This window comes from Sphingomonas faeni, from assembly GCF_040407495.1.
Taxonomy (GTDB): Bacteria; Pseudomonadota; Alphaproteobacteria; order Sphingomonadales; family Sphingomonadaceae; genus Sphingomonas; species Sphingomonas faeni_D.
The window spans coordinates 328,675-346,527 of the sequence record NZ_JAPZPP010000001.1 but is presented as its reverse complement, the minus strand read 5'-3'; the positions used below and the strand labels follow the sequence as shown (position 1 = coordinate 346,527).

The window sequence follows — 17,853 nt, the reverse complement described above, 5'->3', positions numbered from 1 at the left end:
GGGATACCGAGATGAATTGGGCAGGACCTGGGTTCGTGATCGCGATCATCGCCATCTCGACCGGTGGATGGATCATCAACAACTGGATCCGTACCAAGCACGGCTACCCGCCGAGCGACGATTGGGGCAACACGATGAGCTGGGGCGGTTCAAACAAACGGGTCGCCGACGGAGATCGCAAGGTCGAACTGCTCAGCAACGAAAACGAGCGTCTGACCGGGCAGGTCTCCCGTCTCGAAGAGCGGATCGCCGTCCTCGAACGCATCGCCACCGATCCCGCCGAGCGCACCGCTCGCGAGATCGACGCGCTCCGCGATCGCTGAGAGCAAGGATCATGAACAACTTCACGATCTTCCTGCTGGTCTTCATCGTGATCGGCCTGCCGGTCATCCTCGGGATCGGCAGCAGCGTCTTCAAGGACTGGATCAAGCACAAGGAGCGCATGGCAACCGCGCTCAATGCGCAGACCGCCGAGAAATCCGCGCAATATGCGGCGCACTCCGAACGCCTCGAACAGCGGGTACGGGTGCTGGAGCGGATCGTCACCGATCGCGGGATCGAACTGTCGAACGAGATCGACCTGCTCCGCGACCAGCGCCTACTCAATCTAACTACACCGCAGGAGACAAGATCATGAATGGTGGACAGGTGATGGTCGTGATGATCGTCCTGATCGTGATGATCGCCGGTATCTTCAAATCGCGGCACAAGAGCGCGCGCCACGCAGAAGGCACCTCGCTGATGAACGACCCCGAAGCGGCGCGACTGCGCGACGAGGTGCAACAGATGAAGGCGCGCATCCAGGTGCTGGAGCGCGTGATCACCGACAACCACAAGAGCGTCGATCTCGACCGAGAGATCGAGCGGCTCCGCGACCGCTAGGAGGCGGACATGATCGAACCGAACGTCTATATCACCCTCGCGCTGGCGAGCCTTGCGGGGCTGGCGATGATCGTCGCCGGTGGGTTGGCCGGATGGCGCGGCTGGCTCTCGCTGCGGCGGATGGAGCTGGATCACGCGCAGGACGGTGGCCACTTGCCGGTCGCGGTATCGACCGGATCGCGGATCGAGATCGCCGATCTGAAGGAGCGCATCAAGAAGCTCGAGGCGATCGCGGCCGGCGTGGATCTTTAGGCCCTCTTGACTAGAGGCGGACCACCCCGGCGGAGGCCGGGGCCCAGTTGGAGACGTCGCAATAACGAAGGACCGCACCTCACCATTGCCGTCCCCCAACTGGGCCCCGGCCTTCGCCGGGGTGGTGGACTTCAAATGCTGGCGGTTGGTCGTACCACGCAGTTGATGCGCTACCTTCGACCCGCTACCGACCCGTCTATGGCCACCCTCACCGACATCCGCGAGGAATACGACTTCCTCGAACCCGACGACCGCTACCGCCTGCTGATCGACCTCGGAAAAGAGCTCGAACCGATGCCCGATGCGCTCAAGACCGATGCGACGCTGGTGCGCGGGTGTTCGGCGTCGGTGTGGGTCTATCCGACCAAAACCGAGGATGGCCGGTTACATTTCCTGGCGGATTCGAATGCTGCGATCACCAAGGGGATCATCGCGCTGGTGTTGCTGACGGTGCAGGATCAGGCGCCGGCCGACATTGTCGCGACGGATATCACAGCAGAACTGGCGTCGTTCGACCTGAGCAAGCAGTTGAGTTCGAACCGGACGCAGGGGATCCCGAACATGATCGCACTGATCCGGGAAACGGCGGAGCGGTACGCGGGCTGAACCTTTCGATCCTCCCCCGCAAGGGGGAGGTGGCGCCGAAGGTGACGGAGGGGGAGGACACGGAACAGGGGTTACCCCTTGCCCCCCCTCCGGTTGGCAAGCGCCAGCCACCTCCCCCTGGCGGGGGAGGATCGTTCAGGTCGATGTGATCAGTGTTTCGAGAATTTCGTCGGCATCGGCACCCGCCGGGACCAGCATCCACCGATCCGGCCGGGCCCCGTCCACCATCACGACCGCGTTCTTCGGACACACGCCGAGGCACTTGACCTCGACCACGCCGCGCTCCGCCTTGCGGCCCTTCTTCACGCCGAGCGACTGACGCAACAGCTTCACGAGTGGCGTCCGACCCTTCTCACCAAACCCGCCATCGAGCTTCTTCGAACATTTCCCGCAGACCAGAACGCTACCCTGCCAGCGACTGGCAAGAACGCGGATCACGCCGGTTTCCACGTCCGCTGGTCTTCAGCCACCTTCAGAACCTCGTACGCAGCCTGCACGCCCTGGAACCGCTTTGCCGCGTCCTTGTCGTTAGGACGCACATCCGGATGGTTGGCCTTGGCCATCCGCCGCCACGCCGCGCGGACATCCTCGAACGTCGCGTCGGGCTCCAGGTCGAGCACCTCCAACGCGCGCATCTCATCGCGCGACCGACTGCCGTCGCCAGAGCCAGCCCAAGCATAATGTTTCGGATCGGTGTAGCCGTCCGCGGTACGCGTTTCCGCCGCCTCGCGCTCCGCGGCCTCCTCCGCGCTCAAGCCTTCGAAGTAATTCCAGCCGCGATTATATTCGCCCGCGTGGTTCATGCAGAAATACCAGCGGTCGGGGCTGTTGGGCGATTTAGGCGCCGGGCAGTTGCCGGGCTCGTTGCAGCCATGCCGGTCGCACAGCCGGACGGTCACCGCCTCGGTGCTCGCGCCGTACTTGCGCCAGCGCGGGAAACCCCAGTCGGAAGATCGTGTCGTGCTTCGAGCCATAGCGGCCGAGATAAGCGTCCCTGCGGACAACGCAACCGCGCGCAGTGATCACGACCGAAACTCCCCCGAACCGACAATCTTCCGCGCCGCAACATTCCGCCTTGAGTCAGCCACCGTTCATCGCCTACTTAACATGAACTATTTGTCATGTGGCATGGATAGACGCGTCCGGTGCGGACGTATTCCCAGCCGACACCGTAGCGACAGGAGCCCTGGTGCCGACTCTCATTCCAAAGCTTACCACATGGCGCGCGGATCTTCCCGCCTCCATCGTCGTCGCGCTCGTCGCACTGCCGCTCTGTCTTGGCGTAGCGCTCGCCTCCGGCGCGCCGCTTTTCGCCGGCATCATTTCCGGCATCGTCGGTGGCATCGCGGTCGGCCTGTTCTCAAAGTCGCCGCTGTCGGTCAGCGGCCCCGCCGCCGGCCTAACCGTGATCGTGCTGACCGCGATCGAGAGTATGCCGAGCTACCAGATGTTCCTGATGGCGGTCGTGCTCGCGGGCGTTCTCCAGATCTGCTTCTCGCTGACCCGCGCCGGCATCCTCAGCGAGTTCGTGCCGTCGTCCGTGATCACCGGCATGCTCGCGGCGATCGGCCTGATCCTGATCCTCAAGCAGATCCCCCACGCGGTCGGTTTCGACCGCGAGGCCGAGGGCATCTTCGAATTCACCACCGCGAACGGCATCAACACGTTCTCGCGGATCCTCGACAGCCTCAGTGCAGCCGTGACTCCCGGCGCGATCCTGATCGCCTCGGTCAGCCTCGCCTTCCTGTTCTGGTGGGATGGCGCCAAGCCGAAGGACGGTCCGCTGCGCTTCGTCCCCGGCCCGCTGGTCGTCGTGCTGATCGGCATCTTCGGCAACATGCTGCTCGGCGCGGTGAAGCCCGACTGGCAGCTCCAGGCGACGCATCTCGTGCAGGTTCCGATCACGCAGACGTTGTCGCAGTTCCCGTCGCTGTTCACCTTTCCCGATTTCTCCGGGGTCACGATGGGCATCGTCTGGAGTAGCGCCGTCACGCTCGCGATCGTCGCCAGCCTCGAATCGCTGCTGAGCGTCAAGGCGGTCGATGAGATCGATCCGCGCCGTCGCTCGACCGACAAGAACTGGGAATTGATGGCGCAGGGCGGCGGCAACATCCTGTCCGGCCTGATCGGCGGCTTGCCCGTCACCTCGGTGATCGTGCGCTCGTCCGCCAACGTCGATGCCAAGGCCGAGAGCAAGCTGTCGACAATGCTGCACGGCTTCTGGCTGCTGGTCAGCGTCGCGCTAATCCCCGCGATACTGAACCTGATCCCCCTGTCCGCACTCGCCGCAGTGCTGATCGCCACCGGCTACAAGCTAACCAAGCCCAAGCTCTACACCGAACGCTTCAAGCAGGGCTGGACGCAGTTCATCCCGTTCGTCGTCACGGTGGCTGCGATCCTGTTCACCGACCTGCTCGAAGGCATCGTCATCGGCTTGGCGGTCGGCTTCGTGTTCGTCGTCGCGCGCAACTTCCGCACCGCGATCACCTTTGCCTGCGACGACGAGGATTGCCTCGTCCGCGCCCGCCGTAACCTGTACTTCATCCATAAGTACGAACTGCAGAAGTCGCTCGCCAAGGTGCCCGACAACGCGAACCTGCTGATCGACTTGTCGTCGACCAGCTATGTCGATCTCGACAACGTCGACATCATCAACGCGTTCATCAAGGGTGCGGAATATCGCGGTATTACCGTACTCATCCGCGGCGATCTCGCGCTGCGCACGGTCAAGCTGATCAACGCCCCCCAGACCGAGGTCCGTTTCGCATGAGGCAGTACAAGCAGCTCCTGCTCGCCAACAAGGCGTGGGCGGCCGAGATCATCGAGGAGAGCGCCGACTTCTTCCAGCGCCAGCTGGTCGGCCAGAACCCGGAGTTCCTGTGGATCGGTTGTTCGGACAGCCGCGTCGGCCCCGAGCAGATGACGATGACGCCGCCCGGCAACATGTTCATCCACCGCAACATCGCCAACCTGGTCAAGGATGACGACACGAACCTGATGTCGGTGCTGCAATATGCGGTCGACGTGCTCGGCGTGCGGCACATCATCATCTGCGGCCATTATGCATGCGGCGGGATCCGCGCGACGCTCGACGGCGGCACCACCGGTCCGGTCGACTACTGGCTGAAGACCGCGCGCTGCGTGCTGCACGACCATGCCGACGAGATCGACGCGCAGCCCGACCGCGAACAGAAGGTCAACCGCTTGGTCGAGGTCAACGTTCGCGACCAGCTGATCAGGCTCGCCCGCACCGCCACGATCCAGGGCGCATTCGCGCGCGGCCAGGAAGTGCTGCTCCACGGCTGGGTCTACGACATCCGCGACGGGCTGATCAAACCGATGATGGAGATCGATTCGACGACCGTGCTCGAGGAGGTCGGGCGGCCGGACAAGGTGCTGATGTAGGCTAGCGGAATTACGCGTCTTGCCGATACCCCTTTGCGGGAGAGGATCGGCAAGACGCCCACTCATCCCGCCATCTTGAACCGCACTTGATGCGAAAGGCCGCCGCAACCGACGCCGCCATCGGGGCGGAAGGTCTTGCTCCAACGCGCGCCGGCAACAGTCTGCACACCAGCTTGGGTGAATACGAACGGCGGATAGCTGAGCACCGCACGCTGGTTCAGTACCCTGCCGTTGGCATCGACGTCGAACTGCGTCTTGGTCCAGCCTTCGAAGCCCCAAGCCAATGCTTCGTTCGGGAAAACGCCGCCCGACGACAGGAACCGCGGCGGCGCATCGAGGATCGCGCACTGGTTCGCCGCCAGCCCCGATCGCTCGAACGTCGTGCGCGCGGTGGCGGTCTCGCCCGCCTGCTGCTGGAGCGAGGCAAGCCGAATCAGCGCGCCCACGCGGAGCGGATCGTTCACGGCAAGCCCCTTGTCGTCGGCGACCTGCTGCAACAGCACCGCGCGGCGGCTGCGCGAATCGGTCCGCTCGGCGATCAGCAACAGGATCGCCGAGCGCGCCTTGGGATCGTTCGCGTAGATGGGCATCGACAGCAAGGGGGTGACGGCACGTGCGTAGGCGCCATCCTTCCAGCTGTCCGCGCTGTCGGTTTCCCGGACGATGATGTCGAGCGGCAGCCGTGCGGTCGATGGCGCGCCCTGGGCTTCGGCGATCGCGAGCGCACGACGTGCAAGGACGTTGGTTTCCTCGCGTCCTACGACGGCATTGTTCACGAGCTGATAGAGTGGTGGTAGCATGGCGAGCGAATTGGCGCCGGCCTTTGCTTCCGCCGCGGTGAGCGCCGCGCGCTGGCGCACGACCGCGACCGCGTCTGCTCCGCGCTCCTCGGTCGGCAGCGCGAGGCCCTTCGTTTCGAGCCATGTCGCCATGTCGGCGTCGAGGAACTTCGTGATCGACGGCCGCTCGAATGCAGTCGAACAGCGCATCTCGATCCGGACGTTGTAGCGGAAGAACGCCGGCAACGCCTTGACCTGCTCGGGCGTCCACGACCAGTCGCGGACCGCTCGCGCGAACTCAAGCGCCACCGCACCGCCGCCGGCCGCGTAGATCGGCGCGACGTTCCGCACCACACCGTCGTCGCCGATCGTGAATTCGACCACCGCCATGTCCGCCGGACGCAGATCGGCTTCACCGCCACAGGGCGGCACGTCCATCTGCACCGCCGGGTCGAACTCGCCGTTGGTCAGCCGCCCCGCCCCGGTCATCGCCATGTAGCGCCGCGCCTCGTCCGCCTTGCCCGCCAGCAGCGAAGCGATCGCCGCATCCGATCGCGCGGACACGTCGTTGACGTCGGTCTTCTCGGTCAGGCCGCCAAGTTGTTTGACCGCATCGATCGCGTAGACGCGCGCTGGTTCATAGGCACCGCGGTTGAGTAGCAGAATGGCGTGACGACGCGCGACCAGCGCCTTCAGCTTGCCGTCGGCCTTGAGTGGCTTCAACAGCGCATCGGCGCGCGCGAGTGCGCCATCCGCCGCGGCGGGGTCGGTGAAGGTCTTGGTGTTCGCCAACGCCAGCATCGATGCCGCCTTCAAGTCCGGCGTATCCGCAGCCGTCTCGGCGCTAGCATAGGAGTCACTCGCACCGGCATAGTCGAGCGCGTTCTCTGCAATGGAGCCAAGATCGTAATAGGCACGCCAGCGATCCTCCGCGAGCGTAGCGTCGCTCGCAGGCAGCAGCGCTAGCCCGGCGCGCGCCGCCACCACGGCGTCGTCGGAGCGATCGAGCTTGAACAGCGCGGCGCTCTTGCGAATCAGCGCGACGCCGCGACTGCGTGAGCCGGGCTTGGTGCGCCCCTCGAGCTTTTGCCACGCGGCGAGCGCGGCGGTCTTGTCGTCCTTCGTATCAAGTGCAGCGGCTGCGTCGAAATCCTGTTGCAGCGTGGTTGCGGGCGTTTGCGCCGTCACCGGCGCCGCCACCTGAACCGTCGCGGCGGCGACCGCCATCATGCCCGCGCCGAAGACGCCAACCCTGTCGATACGCATTACTTCCCCCGACGTTATTTCGTCGCAGTCTGCAATGGTTCGGAAGAGGATGCCAGAGGGTCTGTAAGCCGGGTTCTGTCCATTTCCGATCCTTCGATACGGAAGTTAGGCGACCATTCCTCTAGGACGACGGTTGCCCGCCGCCTCAAGCAATCAACCCGGGTGACGAGCTGAAACGAAGCCCATGTGCCACCCCTATTCGATCTTGCTCCCGGTGGGGTTTGCCGTGCCGCCCCTGTTACCAGGCGCGCGGTGCGCTCTTACCGCACCCTTTCACTCTGACCGCCCCGGCTTGCGCCGAGGGTTGGCCGTCTGCTCTCTGTGGCACTTTCCCTGAGGTCACCCTCGCCGGGCGTTACCCGGCACCGTCGTTTCGCGGAGCCCGGACTTTCCTCGCGTGTCCGAAAACACCCGCGGCCGCCCGACCCTCTGGCAAGGCGAGCCCTAGCGCGGGTGGGCGCGATGCACCACCGTTTTTAGAGATCGCTAAATCCCCCCCGCAAGGGGGAGGTGGCGCCGTAGGGGACGGAGGGGGGAGGACACGGAGCAGAGGTTGCCCTTACCTCCCCCTCCGTCTGGCAAGTGCCAGCCACCTCCCCCTGGCGGGGAAGGATTAGTCGTCACCCATTGGCTTCGGTAGCAACAGCGCCAGTAGGATACACCGGCACTCGGCATCGACCTCGCCATCGACCAGTTCCGGGCGGAACCGCCGCTGGAATGCCATCGTCGCTGCCATCCGGTTCTCGACGTCGTAGCCGAAGCGTTCGAGCGCGAGGCAAAAGCCGCCTTCGGTCCAGCCAGGGTCCATCAGATTCTTGGTCGGCCGCGGCAGCGCCAACCGTCGCCGCGCCAGTTCGTGCCACGGAAACAGCTCGCCCGGATCGCGTTTGCGTGTCGGCGCGATGTCCGAATGGCCGACGATGTTACCGCGGGTAATCTCGTGACGGTCCTTGATCTCGGCGACCAACTGCACGACCGATGCGACCTGCTCGGCCGGGAACGGGCGATAGCCGAACTCGTGGCCAGGATTGACGATCTCGATGCCGATGCTTGCCGAGTTGACGTCGTCGACATCGCGCCAGTGCGACTTGCCCGCGTGCCAGGCGCGCTTGTCCTCCGCGACCATCCGCAGGACCGTGCCGTCTTCCTCGACCAGATAATGCGACGACACCTTCGCTTCGGGACTTCGCAGCCGGGCGATCGCCGATGCACCGTCCTGCATCCCGGTATAATGCAGCACGATCATCGTGATGGGCAGCGAACGATCGTCGAAATTGGGTGACGGGGTCTCGATGAACTTCAAGCCAGCTTCCCTTTTAGCCGTCGGGCCAGCACCGACGGCGCAGTCTCGATCGCGGCGATCGTGACATCGCATTGTGACGTCACCGCTCGACCGCATCAATAGCCAACGCACTTGCGGACAACCGTCATGCGGACTCGTGGACCGGGCTACACGTGATTCGGCGCGTCCCTCTTGCCGTGAGCCGGCATCCGGGCGAAAGCCGCTCCCGAAAAGGGAGTTGCCATGTCCGTGATGTCCGACCGCTGGATCCGCGAGCGCGCGCTGAGCGATGCGATGATCGAACCGTTCCACGAAGCGCAGCGCCGCGACGGCTGCATCTCGTATGGGCTGTCTTCTTACGGCTACGACGCACGCGTTGCCGACGAATTCAAGATCTTCACCAACGTCGATAGCGCGATCGTCGATCCGAAGGACTTCGCCGCGAACAGCTTCGTCGATCGCAAGACCGACGTCTGCATCATCCCGCCGAACAGCTTCGCGCTCGCCCGCACGGTCGAATATTTCCGCGTACCGCGTGACGTGCTGGTGATCTGTCTCGGCAAGTCAACCTATGCGCGCTGCGGGATCATCGTCAACGTGACGCCGCTCGAGCCGGAATGGGAGGGGCATGTGACGCTGGAATTCTCGAACACCACGCCGCTGCCCGCCAAGATCTATGCCAACGAAGGCGCGTGCCAGTTCCTGTTCCTCAAGGGAAACGAGCCGTGCGAGGTGAGCTACGCGGACCGCGCCGGGAAATACATGGGGCAACGCGGAGTGACGTTGCCGCGGCTTTAGAGGTCCGGGGCAGACTGAGGTGCCCAATTGAGCCCGGACCTCCGGCGGGGGAGCTTGTCGTAGTAGACGAAGTTTCTGAATTCCGAGGACGGTACGATCGCCCGTGGATCGAATCTACCGCGCTCTCGAGTGCCACCCAGTCGCAGACAGTTCCATCTCGCGGCATTGGCGGTACAACCACACGGCCTAGTTCTTCACCGAACGATGGCCGTCCGCCGCTCGATTGATACGACAGCAAATCCTCCGCCCATTCGCGCAAACCCACCGCACGCCACCTTCGTTCCTCGCGAGGGCGCGGACCCAGCCTGGACTCCCGCCTTCGCCGGAGAGCAAGCGGGTGCGCCCTCTCCCCGGTCACGACTGCAAACTCACGCTCTAGCGAATAGCGATCTGCGGAGATTGCTTCGCTAACGCACGGCTTGCCAGATCATGTGACGACACTACCGCGCCCGATGGCAGGTCCATCGCGACTACAGGTCGCTCCAGAACCGCGGCATACAGCGCCCGTGCTTCCGACTCACGGCCGGTCCGATGATAGACCGAGGCCAGGTTGAGCATCAGTTCAGGACGCTGCGGAAAGATCTTTCGCTCGGCGACGATCCGCTGTTCAGCGGTCGAAAGATCGCCGGCCGCGATCGCCGTGTAGCCGGTGCGATCGACGGTTGCGGACGGTACCGCCAGCGCCGGCGTCGCTGCGCCGAGGGTTGCGAGAACGAACAGGACGGTCTTGCGCATCATCCATCTCCAATGCCCTTCGCCTATCGGAAGGTTTCATTTTTGTGACAACGGTGTGTCACTTCGATGACTGTCATACAAGGACATTGATCAAGGCCGTTCAGACATGTCCACGCGCTCTATCGCCCCGGTCGAGTCGTCGTTCCCGATCACGCAACAAAAAAAGGGCGGCCCCGGAGGACCGCCCTTTGGACGTTCGATACTGTACGCAGAGGACTTAGAAGTCGTTGCGATACTGCTCGTTACCGATGAAGCCGAGCTTCGTGATCGCAGACCGCTTGATGACGGCCAGCGTGCGATCGACCACTTCGTACTTCGACTGCGGATCGGGCTGGAAGTGCAGTTCGGGTTCCGGGGTCATACCAGCCGACTGATCCAGATACTGGCGCAGCGTGACTTCGTCGACCGGCGAACCGTTCCACGCGACAACACCAGCGGCGTCGATCGAGATCTTGTTCTTCTGGGGATCGACCGGGTTCTGCGGCTGGTTCTTGCTGTTGACGGGAAGGTCGACCTTCACCGCGTGCGTCTGGATGGGGATCGTGATGATGAACATGATGAGGAGAACGAGCAGGACGTCGATCAACGGCGTCATGTTCATTTCCATCATCGGCGCGCCGTCTTCTTTGCCGCCGCTCATTGCCATTTTATGCTACTCCTAAATACGTCCGAGCGACCGTCAGCGTTCGGCATCAGCGTTCGGTGGTGCCGCCGGGAGGCGGTTCGGAGATGAAGCCGACGCGGGCAAAGCCGGCCTGCTGCATCGTGTAGATCGTGGCGCCGATGCAGCGATACGGTGCGTTCACGTCGCCGCGGATGTGCGCCTCGGGCAATTCGAGACCGGCCGCATTGACACCGCCCTGACGCGCGATCTCCGCTTTCAGCTTGTCGACGGCCCGCTGCAGCAACTCTTCGTGAGTCACCGGCGCAAGGCCCCAGTACACCTGGCACTGGTTGTTGGCCGACGTCACCGACAGAGAAACGTTTTCGGGCTTGGTCATCGTCGGATCGAAGCGAACATCCGGCAGCTTCAGCTGCACTGCCTGCACCGCCACGGTGGTCGTCACCAGGAAGATGATCAGGAGCACGAGCATGACGTCGACCAGCGGCGTCGTATTGATGTCCGATATCGAACTCTCGGTGGAATCGCCACCAACACTCATCGCCATGTGCGAACTATCCTATCCATATAATCGCCACCGGAACCGCCGGCGGCAATGAAGCGGGGCGGCTGCGAACAGCAGCCCCGCCCTTTGCGCGTCTTAGTTGGCGCGCGGTACGCCACCGGTCTGACCGGCGGTCGTGGTCGTCGTGGCAGGCTTCGTGACCGGCTTGGCAGGACCAGCGATCGACGGGCGAACCGCGCCGTTCGAAGCCAGGAAGCCGAGCACGTCGTTCGAGAAGGCCGACAGGTCCTCTGCGATCGACTTGTTGCGACGCTGCAGCCAGTTGTACGACAGCACGGCAGGAACCGCGACGACCAGACCAAGCGCGGTCATGATCAGGGCTTCACCGACCGGTCCTGCGACCTTGTCGATCGACGCCTGACCCGATGCGCCGATCTTCACGAGTGCGCGGTAGATGCCGATAACCGTACCGAACAGACCGATGAACGGCGAAACCGAACCGACGGTCGCGAGGAAGGCGAGACCGCCACCCAGCTTCGAGTTGATTGCGGCTTCCGAACGCGCCAGCGAACCGTGCAGCCAGTCATGTGCCTCGACCGGATCGGTCAGCTTCGAATGCTGCTCCTGAGCGGCCAAACCGTCGTCGACGATCTGCTTGTACGCCGAGTTCTTGTCGAGCTTGGCCGAACCTTCGCGAAGGCTGTTCGACGACCAGAAGGCCTGACGAACGCGCTTGCCCTGGCCGATGATCTTCTGCTGCTCGAACAGCTTCGAGAACAGGATGTAGAACGACACGACCGACATCAGCACGAGGATGCCGAACACGGTCTGCGAGATCAGACCGCCTTCACGGAGTGCGGCCTGCAGGCCGTACGGGTTTGCGTCAGCAGCAGCGGTCCCGGCCGCCGCAAGAATGGTGGTGATCATGATCGGTTAGTCCTCTGACTATAGTCTATGTCTGAAACGAAAGGTGCAGCGCTTGAACTGACCCGATTACTGAGGCGGAATCTTCCACGTCACGCGACGCGAAGAGCTCGACCGGATCGGGTTGCCCGCCGTGTCCACCGCGGGCGAATACCGGCCACGCCGTGTGATCGCGGCGCAAGCGGCCCGATCCAGCGCGGACGATCCGCTCGACGACGTGACGCGGCAATTCTCGACGCGGCCTGCCACGTTGATATCCCACGCGATCCCGACCGTGCCTTCTTCCTCGGCGCGGAGCGAGCTCGGCGGATAATCGTCCGTCGACACCCACTGTGCGGGATCACCCTTTGCACCCGCCGCCTTCGAGACGACTGGGGGAGCCGGTGGCGCCGGCGCAGTCACAGGGGCCGGCGGCGACGGCGGCGCCGTCGGCTGGAACCGTGGGATGATGCTCGACGTCGTCAGCGCGGGGGCGGGCTGCGGGGTCACAACCACCGGCGGCGGCGTCACGACCGTGGTCGGTGGCGGCGGCAGGTTTGGCTGGTCAGGCGGCGGCGGCGGGGGCTCGTCGGGTGGAGGCGGCGGCGGTGGCGGCTCCACGTCGAACGTATTAAGCTTTTCTTGGGCCTTTTTCACGTACTGGTACGCGAGGCCGGTGACGAAAGCATAGCCCAAGGCCGCATGAATCAGCGCGACGATAACGATCGCGACGATTTTGCCTCCGGACATCTTCTGGTCAACATAGGCCATTCAGCAACGACACTCCCTTAATCTGCCTGCTCCGTACGCAGGTACCCGCACTGGGTGCGCGGCACATACGTCTGCCGTTGGCCGGAATAACCACGGGGCAGTCGCCAAGTCCTATCGCCACGTAATGCGACACGCAAACGCTTTGTCAGACGCAACAAACTTACAACCGCTAGATGGCAGAATTATTTCTGTATCGTTCAGGTCGGGTCGCGTAGCTTGAGCGGATGAATCCACTGTCTCACGTTACGGCTTCGGCCCTGTCGATCGCGCTCGTCGCGCTTCCCGCCTACGCCGGTCAAGCGCCAGCAGCACCGCAGGTTTCCCGTGGTACAGCGCCCATTTCAGCAGGCACGCCGCAACAGAATGTCGCTGGTGGGATCAGCTATGCCGACGTCGCCGACCTCGTGCTGTCGGCACCGGTGATCGCCGACGCTACGGTACGATCGACCGCCAAGATCAAGGCGGCCGAGGCGCCAAATCTCGCGCCGGGGTTTGTCAGACTATATGTCGAGGTCGATGTCACGGCGCTGATCCGGGGCGCCGACGGGTTGCCGCCGCGAATCGGCTACCTCCTTGACGTCGCGCCCGATTCGGCGGGTCGCGTACCGAAGTTCAAAAAGGCGCGGGTCCTGATCTTCGCGCGGCCGGTGCCCGGGGCGGTCAACCAGGTCCAGTTGGTCGCGCCGGACGCTCAGATCGACTGGACGCCAACCACCGACGCACGGGCGCGAAAAATCGCCAAGGACGCACTGTCGGGTGACGCGCCCCCCGTCATCACCGGGATCGGCAATGCGTTCCACGTCGCGGGTGCCCTGCCCGGCGAAGGCGAGACGCAGGTCTTTCTGACCACCGCGGATCAGCGCCCGGTATCGCTGTCGGTCCTGCGACGGCCGGGCGAACAGCCTCGCTGGGCGGTCGCGTTGAGCGAGATCGTCGACGAATCGGCAGCGCCCCCGCCCCCCGAGACGTTGCTGTGGTACCGGATGGCCTGTGCATTGCCGCCGGCGTTGCCCGAGCGCAGCACCGCGTCGTTGGAAGCAGCCGACGCGACGATCGCACGCGAGGACTATGCCTATGTGATAGCCGCCCTCGGGCCGTGTGGCCGGACGCGAACGCTCTAGGTCGGGCGGCCACTCCTTGCGTCAGCCGAAGACGGGGCCGTTAAGAGCCAGGGAGGCGGCGAACCCTACTTCCCTGTCAGGCTGACGGCAGCAATCTCTTGGCAGATCGAGATCGCTTAAAGATCGCGCTTGTGGATCTGAAGCAACTGGCCCGTGGTCGATGGCGCGTTTTCGAGGAAAGCGACCGCCGCATCCACGTCAACGGGATCGCAGTCTTCTGCTGGAACGACTGCATTCACTCGAGTCGCCGGGGCCAACTCCACCGCGAGCGGTCCGATTATCGCCCTCGCCTGCGCCATCGCGAGCGCATCCAGCGTCAATGGGATCACGACCACCAGCGACTCGCCAACCGCGCCGCGCACCAACGCGGCGAGATCATTATCCGGTTCGAGATCGCGCCGCATGCCGTCAGCGGCGATGGCGGACGAGGGTCACACCGATCGCCTCGTCGGCCTCGGCAATCGCCAGCTTCACGATCTTCACTTTGACGCGCAAGACGCGAGCATCCTGCAGGAACAGCGTCTCGCAGATATGATCCGCGACGCCCTCGATCAGCGTGAAGTGCACGCCCGGCGGCAGCGCGGTGGTCGCCGCGTTCTTCAGGTCCAGGTAGTTCTTCGAGGCCGACAACGGCGTGTCGGGATCGAACCGCCTGGGGCAGACCATATCGACGGTCAGCGATATCCTCAGCGGTTGCGGCAGATGCGTCTCCTCCGAATAGATGCCGGTCAGGACCTGCACTTCGAGATCGTGGACTTCGAGTTGGAGACTGTCTTCCATCGTCGCGCCTCTAGCAGACGTGCGCGGAGATGAAAGTCGGTCGTCGGATGCGTCTCGGGAGGATCGATCGAGTTACCGATGCAGAGAAGCACGCAGTCAATCACCGCCGGCGGCCCCGCCCCGCAGCACGCCCCCTTCGGTTAGCCTTGCGTTCAGCGTCGCCAACGCTAAAGCGCGCTGCCCTCGCCGTTCATGCTCGAACGCCTACGGGGCAGGAGATGCCGGTGATCACGCTCGTCCCCCTTGATACGATCAATCCGACCGCAGTCGAGATGTTGCTCGATGCCGCGTTCGGTCCCGATCGGTTCACGCGGACGGCCTACAAGATCCGTGGCCCCGGCACGCCTATCGCCGCGCTGAGCTTCGCTGCAGTCGAGGACGGCGCCTTGATCGGCTCGATCCAGTGCTGGCCGATCGCGCTGATCGACGACGGCCGCGAGAGTCCGCTGGTGATGGTCGGTCCGGTCGCCGTCGCCCCCACCCGGCAGGGCGACGGCATCGGCCGCAGCCTCGTCGCGCACGTGCTAGACACCGCCGCTACCGAAGGTCTCGACGATGCGCTCATGCTGATCGGCGACCCCGACTATTATGGCCGCTTCTTCGGGTTCACTGCGGACCGCACCGCACGCTGGAACGCGCCCGGCGCGGTCGAGCGCCACCGCCTGCTCGCCCGCGGCGACGCGGTGCCCGACACGTCCGGGATGCTCGGTCCCCGCACGCCGGTCACCGCATCCGCATAAGCCACCGCTTTACCTGCGCCCCCCGCCCGCCTAGTCCGCCGCCATGCCCATGGATCCCATCCCCGATATCGCCTCTCTAAGTCTCGCCGAGATTGCCAAGCTCGTCGAGGAAGCCAAACTGCCGCCAGTCGAGAAATGGAACCCGACGCATTGCGGCGACAGCGAGATGCGGATCGCGCGCGACGGGACCTGGTATCATCAGGGCTCGCCAATCGGCCGCCCGGCGATGGTCCGACTGTTCTCGACGATTCTGCGCCGCGAACCCGATGGCAGCCATGTGCTCGTCACGCCGGTCGAAAAGCTCGATATCGAAGTCGAGGACGCACCGTTTATCGCCGTCGAGATGAAGGCCGAGGGCAGCGGTCGCGACTCGAAGTTCGCCTTCAGGCTCAACACCGGCGATCTCGTCACCGCAGGTCCCGAGCATCCGTTGCGCTTCGTCGAGGATACCGACGGCCCGCGCCCTTACCTCGCGGTGCGCGGCGGGATGGAGGCGTTGGTCGTCCGCTCGGTCTATTACGAACTCGCCGAGCGCGCGATCGCCGACGACGCGACTCCCGCTGGGCTGTGGAGCGATGGCGCCTTCTTCCCACTGGAGCCGGCTGCATGAGCCTGGCGGAACGGCTGACCGCAGCGCTGGCGAAGGGCGCCGGGGCGCACATGATCCTGCTCACCGGCGACCAGCATGACGGCGACCTCGCCGCCACCGATACATTGCTACCCGCTGCGGTGCTGATCGCGGTGACCGATCGCGCCGATCCCGGCGTGATCCTGACCCAGCGCACCGACACGATGACTCGCCACCCCGGCCAGATCGCGTTCCCTGGCGGTCGGATCGATCCGGGCGAGGACGTCATCACCGCCGCGCTGCGTGAGGCCGAGGAAGAGATCGCTCTACCCCGCAACCAGGTCCGCGTGATCGGCGAGGCCGACAGCTACCGCACGATCACCGGGTTCCAGGTGACGCCTGTGATCGGCGTCATTCCGCCCGACCTGATTTTCACGCCCAGCGAAGCGGAAGTCGCCAGCGTGTTCGAAGTGCCGCTCGCGTTCCTGCTCGACGAGGCGAACCATGTCGAGGCGACGCTCGAATGGCAGGGGCGTGACCGCCATTATTACGAGATCCTGTGGAACGAGCGCCGCATCTGGGGCGCGACGGCAGCGATGATCGTCAACCTCGCGCGCCGCCTGAGGTGGTCTTGATACTCCCTGCCGCGGCATGGCGCGACCGTGACGGTCTCGATACCCTGGCGAGGGTCCTCGGTGCTGCAGACGGGGACTCCCGCTATGTCGGCGGGGCCGTGCGTGACACACTGCTCGGGATCGACGTCGCCGATGTCGATATCGCCACCCGCCTGCCGCCGCAGGAAGTGATCGCGCGACTCGAGGATGCGCGGATCAAGGCGGTTCCGACCGGTCTCACGCATGGCACGATCACCGCCGTCACCCCGGCCGGTCCGATCGAAGTGACGACGCTGCGCCGCGACGTCTCAACCGACGGCCGCCACGCGATCATCGCCTATACCGACGACTGGCGCGAGGACGCGGCGCGGCGCGACTTCACGATCAACGCGCTCTACGCCGATCCGGCAACGGGCAAGATCTTCGATTACTTCGGCGGGCTCGACGATCTCGCGGCACGCCGCGTACGCTTCATCGGCGACCCGTTGAAGCGGATCGCCGAGGATCATTTGCGTATCCTCCGCTTCTTCCGCTTCCACGCGCGGTTCGGCACTGCGATCGACGACGCCGGGCTCGACGCATGCACCGCGCGTGCGAACGACCTGATGGCACTGTCCCGCGAACGCGTGGCGAGCGAAGTGCTGAAGCTGCTGATCGCCGCCAATGCGGTACCGGTCGTGACACTCATGGTCGAGCGCGGGATTTTTCGGGCTGTCCTGCCGGAGATCGATGCAGACGGTGCGGCGCGTCTCGCGCTTCTCGCCGAGCGCGAGAGGGCGGCCGGCATTGCGCCCGACCCGATCCGCCGCCTCGCCATGACGATCGCCTCCGGTGAGGCCGAAGCCGTAGGCGCACGCCTGAAGCTCTCCAATACCGACCGCAAACGCCTGATGGCCGCCACCGCCGGCCCCGGAACCGAAGGGCCGCAAGCCCTCGCCTACCGAGTCGGCATTACCGTCGCGACCGACCGGTTGCTGATAGCGGGCGAGACGGTTGCTCCGATTAAGGACTGGACGCCCCCCTCCTTCCCGTTTTCCGGTGGTGCTCTGGTCGAACGCGGTCTGCGCAAGGGTCCCGATGTCGCGGCGATGCTGCGACAGGTCGAGACCCGGTGGATCGCCGAGGGATTCCCGGCCGCGGCGCGTGTGGCAGTAATCGCAGATGAATTGGTGGCTGGCGCGCTGAACTCTTGATCGCGCGATGATCGCCAAGCGAGCACCGAAA

General features: G+C 64.6%; 24 protein-coding genes and 1 other RNA gene. 13 read left to right on the top strand and 12 right to left on the bottom strand.

Features of this window, described 5'->3' with window-relative positions:
* Nucleotides 1-11 precede the first annotated feature (11 nt).
* The 5 genes from O6W96_RS01680 to O6W96_RS01660 all read left to right on the top strand — a co-directional run bounded on the left by O6W96_RS01680 (nucleotide 12) and on the right by O6W96_RS01660 (nucleotide 1,740).
* Nucleotides 12-323 carry a hypothetical protein gene (locus O6W96_RS01680; RefSeq protein WP_353467958.1) on the top strand — a complete coding sequence of 104 codons (312 nt, stop codon included), beginning with the start codon at nucleotides 12-14 and terminating at the stop codon, nucleotides 321-323.
* A gap of 11 nt (nucleotides 324-334) precedes the next feature.
* Nucleotides 335-637, top strand: coding sequence for a hypothetical protein (locus tag O6W96_RS01675; RefSeq protein ID WP_353467957.1), 303 nt, complete (start codon nucleotides 335-337; stop codon nucleotides 635-637).
* Nucleotides 634-882 (top strand): hypothetical protein, encoded by a 249-nt coding sequence (locus O6W96_RS01670; protein ID WP_353467956.1) that lies wholly within the window; start codon nucleotides 634-636, stop codon nucleotides 880-882. The genes O6W96_RS01675 and O6W96_RS01670 overlap by 4 nt, the downstream gene beginning before the upstream one ends.
* Before the next feature lie 9 nt (nucleotides 883-891).
* The gene (locus O6W96_RS01665; RefSeq protein WP_353467955.1) at nucleotides 892-1,134 is read left to right on the top strand and encodes a hypothetical protein; all 243 of its coding nucleotides are present in this window, start codon (nucleotides 892-894) and stop codon (nucleotides 1,132-1,134) included.
* A 198-nt stretch (nucleotides 1,135-1,332) separates the two neighbouring features.
* A complete protein-coding gene (locus O6W96_RS01660; RefSeq protein WP_353467954.1) occupies nucleotides 1,333-1,740 on the top strand; it encodes a SufE family protein in 408 nt (135 codons plus the stop codon).
* A gap of 135 nt (nucleotides 1,741-1,875) precedes the next feature.
* Here the strand turns inward: O6W96_RS01660 and O6W96_RS01655 are convergent, their stop codons facing one another.
* Nucleotides 1,876-2,178, bottom strand: coding sequence for a (2Fe-2S) ferredoxin domain-containing protein (locus O6W96_RS01655; RefSeq protein ID WP_353467952.1), 303 nt, complete (start codon nucleotides 2,176-2,178; stop codon nucleotides 1,876-1,878).
* Nucleotides 2,175-2,714: a J domain-containing protein gene (locus O6W96_RS01650; protein WP_353467951.1), complete on the bottom strand. Its 540-nt coding sequence runs from the start codon at nucleotides 2,712-2,714 to the stop codon at nucleotides 2,175-2,177. The genes O6W96_RS01655 and O6W96_RS01650 overlap by 4 nt, the downstream gene beginning before the upstream one ends.
* A 215-nt stretch (nucleotides 2,715-2,929) precedes the next feature.
* Here O6W96_RS01650 and O6W96_RS01645 point away from each other — a divergent pair, with 215 nt between their 5' ends.
* Together O6W96_RS01645 and O6W96_RS01640 are read left to right on the top strand one after the other, a co-directional pair.
* Nucleotides 2,930-4,510, top strand: a complete 1,581-nt coding sequence (locus O6W96_RS01645) for a SulP family inorganic anion transporter (protein ID WP_353467950.1) — start codon at nucleotides 2,930-2,932, stop codon at nucleotides 4,508-4,510.
* A complete protein-coding gene (locus O6W96_RS01640) occupies nucleotides 4,507-5,145 on the top strand; it encodes a carbonic anhydrase (protein WP_353467949.1) in 639 nt (212 codons plus the stop codon). The genes O6W96_RS01645 and O6W96_RS01640 overlap by 4 nt, the downstream gene beginning before the upstream one ends.
* A 62-nt stretch (nucleotides 5,146-5,207) precedes the next feature.
* Here O6W96_RS01640 and O6W96_RS01635 read toward each other — a convergent pair whose 3' ends face one another.
* The 3 genes from O6W96_RS01635 to O6W96_RS01625 form a co-directional block, all read right to left on the bottom strand.
* Nucleotides 5,208-7,190: a hypothetical protein gene (locus O6W96_RS01635; protein ID WP_353467948.1), complete on the bottom strand. Its 1,983-nt coding sequence runs from the start codon at nucleotides 7,188-7,190 to the stop codon at nucleotides 5,208-5,210.
* A gap of 48 nt (nucleotides 7,191-7,238) precedes the next feature.
* Nucleotides 7,239-7,623, bottom strand: an RNA gene (gene rnpB / locus O6W96_RS01630) — RNase P RNA component class A.
* Between the two features lie 180 nt (nucleotides 7,624-7,803).
* On the bottom strand, nucleotides 7,804-8,436 hold the full coding sequence (locus O6W96_RS01625) for an N-acetylmuramoyl-L-alanine amidase (protein ID WP_435372178.1): 633 nt from the start codon (nucleotides 8,434-8,436) through the stop codon (nucleotides 7,804-7,806).
* Nucleotides 8,437-8,715: 279 nt separating this feature from the next.
* Here O6W96_RS01625 and dcd point away from each other — a divergent pair, with 279 nt between their 5' ends.
* Entirely contained in the window at nucleotides 8,716-9,270 is a 555-nt protein-coding gene (gene dcd / locus O6W96_RS01620; RefSeq protein ID WP_353467946.1) for a dCTP deaminase, read from the top strand.
* Nucleotides 9,271-9,645: 375 nt separating this feature from the next.
* Here the strand turns inward: dcd and O6W96_RS01615 are convergent, their stop codons facing one another.
* The 5 genes from O6W96_RS01615 to O6W96_RS01595 form a co-directional block, all read right to left on the bottom strand.
* On the bottom strand, nucleotides 9,646-10,005 hold the full coding sequence (locus tag O6W96_RS01615; protein ID WP_353467945.1) for a tetratricopeptide repeat protein: 360 nt from the start codon (nucleotides 10,003-10,005) through the stop codon (nucleotides 9,646-9,648).
* A 217-nt stretch (nucleotides 10,006-10,222) separates the two neighbouring features.
* Nucleotides 10,223-10,651 carry an ExbD/TolR family protein gene (locus tag O6W96_RS01610; RefSeq protein WP_254784237.1) on the bottom strand — a complete coding sequence of 143 codons (429 nt, stop codon included), beginning with the start codon at nucleotides 10,649-10,651 and terminating at the stop codon, nucleotides 10,223-10,225.
* A gap of 46 nt (nucleotides 10,652-10,697) precedes the next feature.
* Entirely contained in the window at nucleotides 10,698-11,174 is a 477-nt protein-coding gene (locus O6W96_RS01605) for an ExbD/TolR family protein (RefSeq protein ID WP_353467944.1), read from the bottom strand.
* 93 nt (nucleotides 11,175-11,267) lie between these two features.
* Nucleotides 11,268-12,059, bottom strand: a complete 792-nt coding sequence (locus O6W96_RS01600; protein ID WP_353467943.1) for a MotA/TolQ/ExbB proton channel family protein — start codon at nucleotides 12,057-12,059, stop codon at nucleotides 11,268-11,270.
* Between the two features lie 66 nt (nucleotides 12,060-12,125).
* The gene (locus O6W96_RS01595; RefSeq protein ID WP_435372163.1) at nucleotides 12,126-12,785 is read right to left on the bottom strand and encodes an energy transducer TonB; all 660 of its coding nucleotides are present in this window, start codon (nucleotides 12,783-12,785) and stop codon (nucleotides 12,126-12,128) included.
* Between the two features lie 245 nt (nucleotides 12,786-13,030).
* On the opposite strand from O6W96_RS01595, the gene O6W96_RS01590 reads away from it, so the two are divergent.
* Nucleotides 13,031-13,927: a hypothetical protein gene (locus tag O6W96_RS01590; RefSeq protein ID WP_353467941.1), complete on the top strand. Its 897-nt coding sequence runs from the start codon at nucleotides 13,031-13,033 to the stop codon at nucleotides 13,925-13,927.
* A gap of 116 nt (nucleotides 13,928-14,043) precedes the next feature.
* Here O6W96_RS01590 and O6W96_RS01585 read toward each other — a convergent pair whose 3' ends face one another.
* Both O6W96_RS01585 and O6W96_RS01580 read right to left on the bottom strand, forming a co-directional pair.
* On the bottom strand, nucleotides 14,044-14,331 hold the full coding sequence (locus O6W96_RS01585) for a Rossmann fold domain-containing protein (RefSeq protein WP_353467940.1): 288 nt from the start codon (nucleotides 14,329-14,331) through the stop codon (nucleotides 14,044-14,046).
* Nucleotides 14,332-14,335: 4 nt separating this feature from the next.
* Nucleotides 14,336-14,707 (bottom strand): dihydroneopterin aldolase, encoded by a 372-nt coding sequence (locus tag O6W96_RS01580; RefSeq protein ID WP_353467939.1) that lies wholly within the window; start codon nucleotides 14,705-14,707, stop codon nucleotides 14,336-14,338.
* Nucleotides 14,708-14,931: 224 nt separating this feature from the next.
* Between O6W96_RS01580 and O6W96_RS01575 the strand changes: the two genes are divergently transcribed.
* The 4 genes from O6W96_RS01575 to O6W96_RS01560 are packed head-to-tail and all read left to right on the top strand — an operon-like array spanning nucleotide 14,932 to nucleotide 17,822.
* Complete coding sequence (locus O6W96_RS01575; RefSeq protein WP_353467938.1) at nucleotides 14,932-15,447, top strand: GNAT family N-acetyltransferase; 516 nt, start codon at nucleotides 14,932-14,934, stop codon at nucleotides 15,445-15,447.
* A gap of 43 nt (nucleotides 15,448-15,490) precedes the next feature.
* Entirely contained in the window at nucleotides 15,491-16,057 is a 567-nt protein-coding gene (locus O6W96_RS01570) for a DUF1285 domain-containing protein (protein ID WP_353467937.1), read from the top strand.
* Complete coding sequence (locus O6W96_RS01565; RefSeq protein ID WP_353467936.1) at nucleotides 16,054-16,650, top strand: CoA pyrophosphatase; 597 nt, start codon at nucleotides 16,054-16,056, stop codon at nucleotides 16,648-16,650. Before O6W96_RS01570 ends, O6W96_RS01565 begins: the two co-directional genes overlap by 4 nt.
* The gene (locus O6W96_RS01560) at nucleotides 16,641-17,822 is read left to right on the top strand and encodes a CCA tRNA nucleotidyltransferase (RefSeq protein ID WP_353467935.1); all 1,182 of its coding nucleotides are present in this window, start codon (nucleotides 16,641-16,643) and stop codon (nucleotides 17,820-17,822) included. The genes O6W96_RS01565 and O6W96_RS01560 overlap by 10 nt, the downstream gene beginning before the upstream one ends.
* The last annotated feature ends 31 nt before the right edge of the window (nucleotides 17,823-17,853 follow it).

Bases quoted from the DNA above. Each gene is read 5' to 3' on its own strand.
- O6W96_RS01680 (WP_353467958.1), top strand. From the start codon at position 12: ATGAATTGGGCAGGACCTGGGTTCGTGATCGCGATCATCGCCATCTCG.
- O6W96_RS01675 (WP_353467957.1), top strand. From the start codon at position 335: ATGAACAACTTCACGATCTTCCTGCTGGTCTTCATCGTGATCGGCCTG.
- O6W96_RS01670 (WP_353467956.1), top strand. From the start codon at position 634: ATGAATGGTGGACAGGTGATGGTCGTGATGATCGTCCTGATCGTGATG.
- O6W96_RS01665 (WP_353467955.1), top strand. From the start codon at position 892: ATGATCGAACCGAACGTCTATATCACCCTCGCGCTGGCGAGCCTTGCG.
- O6W96_RS01660 (WP_353467954.1), top strand. From the start codon at position 1,333: ATGGCCACCCTCACCGACATCCGCGAGGAATACGACTTCCTCGAACCC.
- O6W96_RS01650 (WP_353467951.1), bottom strand. From the start codon at position 2,714: ATGGCTCGAAGCACGACACGATCTTCCGACTGGGGTTTCCCGCGCTGG.
- O6W96_RS01640 (WP_353467949.1), top strand. From the start codon at position 4,507: ATGAGGCAGTACAAGCAGCTCCTGCTCGCCAACAAGGCGTGGGCGGCC.
- O6W96_RS01635 (WP_353467948.1), bottom strand. From the start codon at position 7,190: ATGCGTATCGACAGGGTTGGCGTCTTCGGCGCGGGCATGATGGCGGTC.
- O6W96_RS01625 (WP_435372178.1), bottom strand. From the start codon at position 8,436: ATGATCGTGCTGCATTATACCGGGATGCAGGACGGTGCATCGGCGATC.
- dcd (WP_353467946.1), top strand. From the start codon at position 8,716: ATGTCCGTGATGTCCGACCGCTGGATCCGCGAGCGCGCGCTGAGCGAT.
- O6W96_RS01615 (WP_353467945.1), bottom strand. From the start codon at position 10,005: ATGCGCAAGACCGTCCTGTTCGTTCTCGCAACCCTCGGCGCAGCGACG.
- O6W96_RS01610 (WP_254784237.1), bottom strand. From the start codon at position 10,651: ATGGCAATGAGCGGCGGCAAAGAAGACGGCGCGCCGATGATGGAAATG.
- O6W96_RS01605 (WP_353467944.1), bottom strand. From the start codon at position 11,174: ATGGCGATGAGTGTTGGTGGCGATTCCACCGAGAGTTCGATATCGGAC.
- O6W96_RS01600 (WP_353467943.1), bottom strand. From the start codon at position 12,059: ATGATCACCACCATTCTTGCGGCGGCCGGGACCGCTGCTGCTGACGCA.
- O6W96_RS01595 (WP_435372163.1), bottom strand. From the start codon at position 12,785: ATGTCCGGAGGCAAAATCGTCGCGATCGTTATCGTCGCGCTGATTCAT.
- O6W96_RS01590 (WP_353467941.1), top strand. From the start codon at position 13,031: ATGAATCCACTGTCTCACGTTACGGCTTCGGCCCTGTCGATCGCGCTC.
- O6W96_RS01585 (WP_353467940.1), bottom strand. From the start codon at position 14,331: ATGCGGCGCGATCTCGAACCGGATAATGATCTCGCCGCGTTGGTGCGC.
- O6W96_RS01580 (WP_353467939.1), bottom strand. From the start codon at position 14,707: ATGGAAGACAGTCTCCAACTCGAAGTCCACGATCTCGAAGTGCAGGTC.
- O6W96_RS01570 (WP_353467937.1), top strand. From the start codon at position 15,491: ATGCCCATGGATCCCATCCCCGATATCGCCTCTCTAAGTCTCGCCGAG.
- O6W96_RS01565 (WP_353467936.1), top strand. From the start codon at position 16,054: ATGAGCCTGGCGGAACGGCTGACCGCAGCGCTGGCGAAGGGCGCCGGG.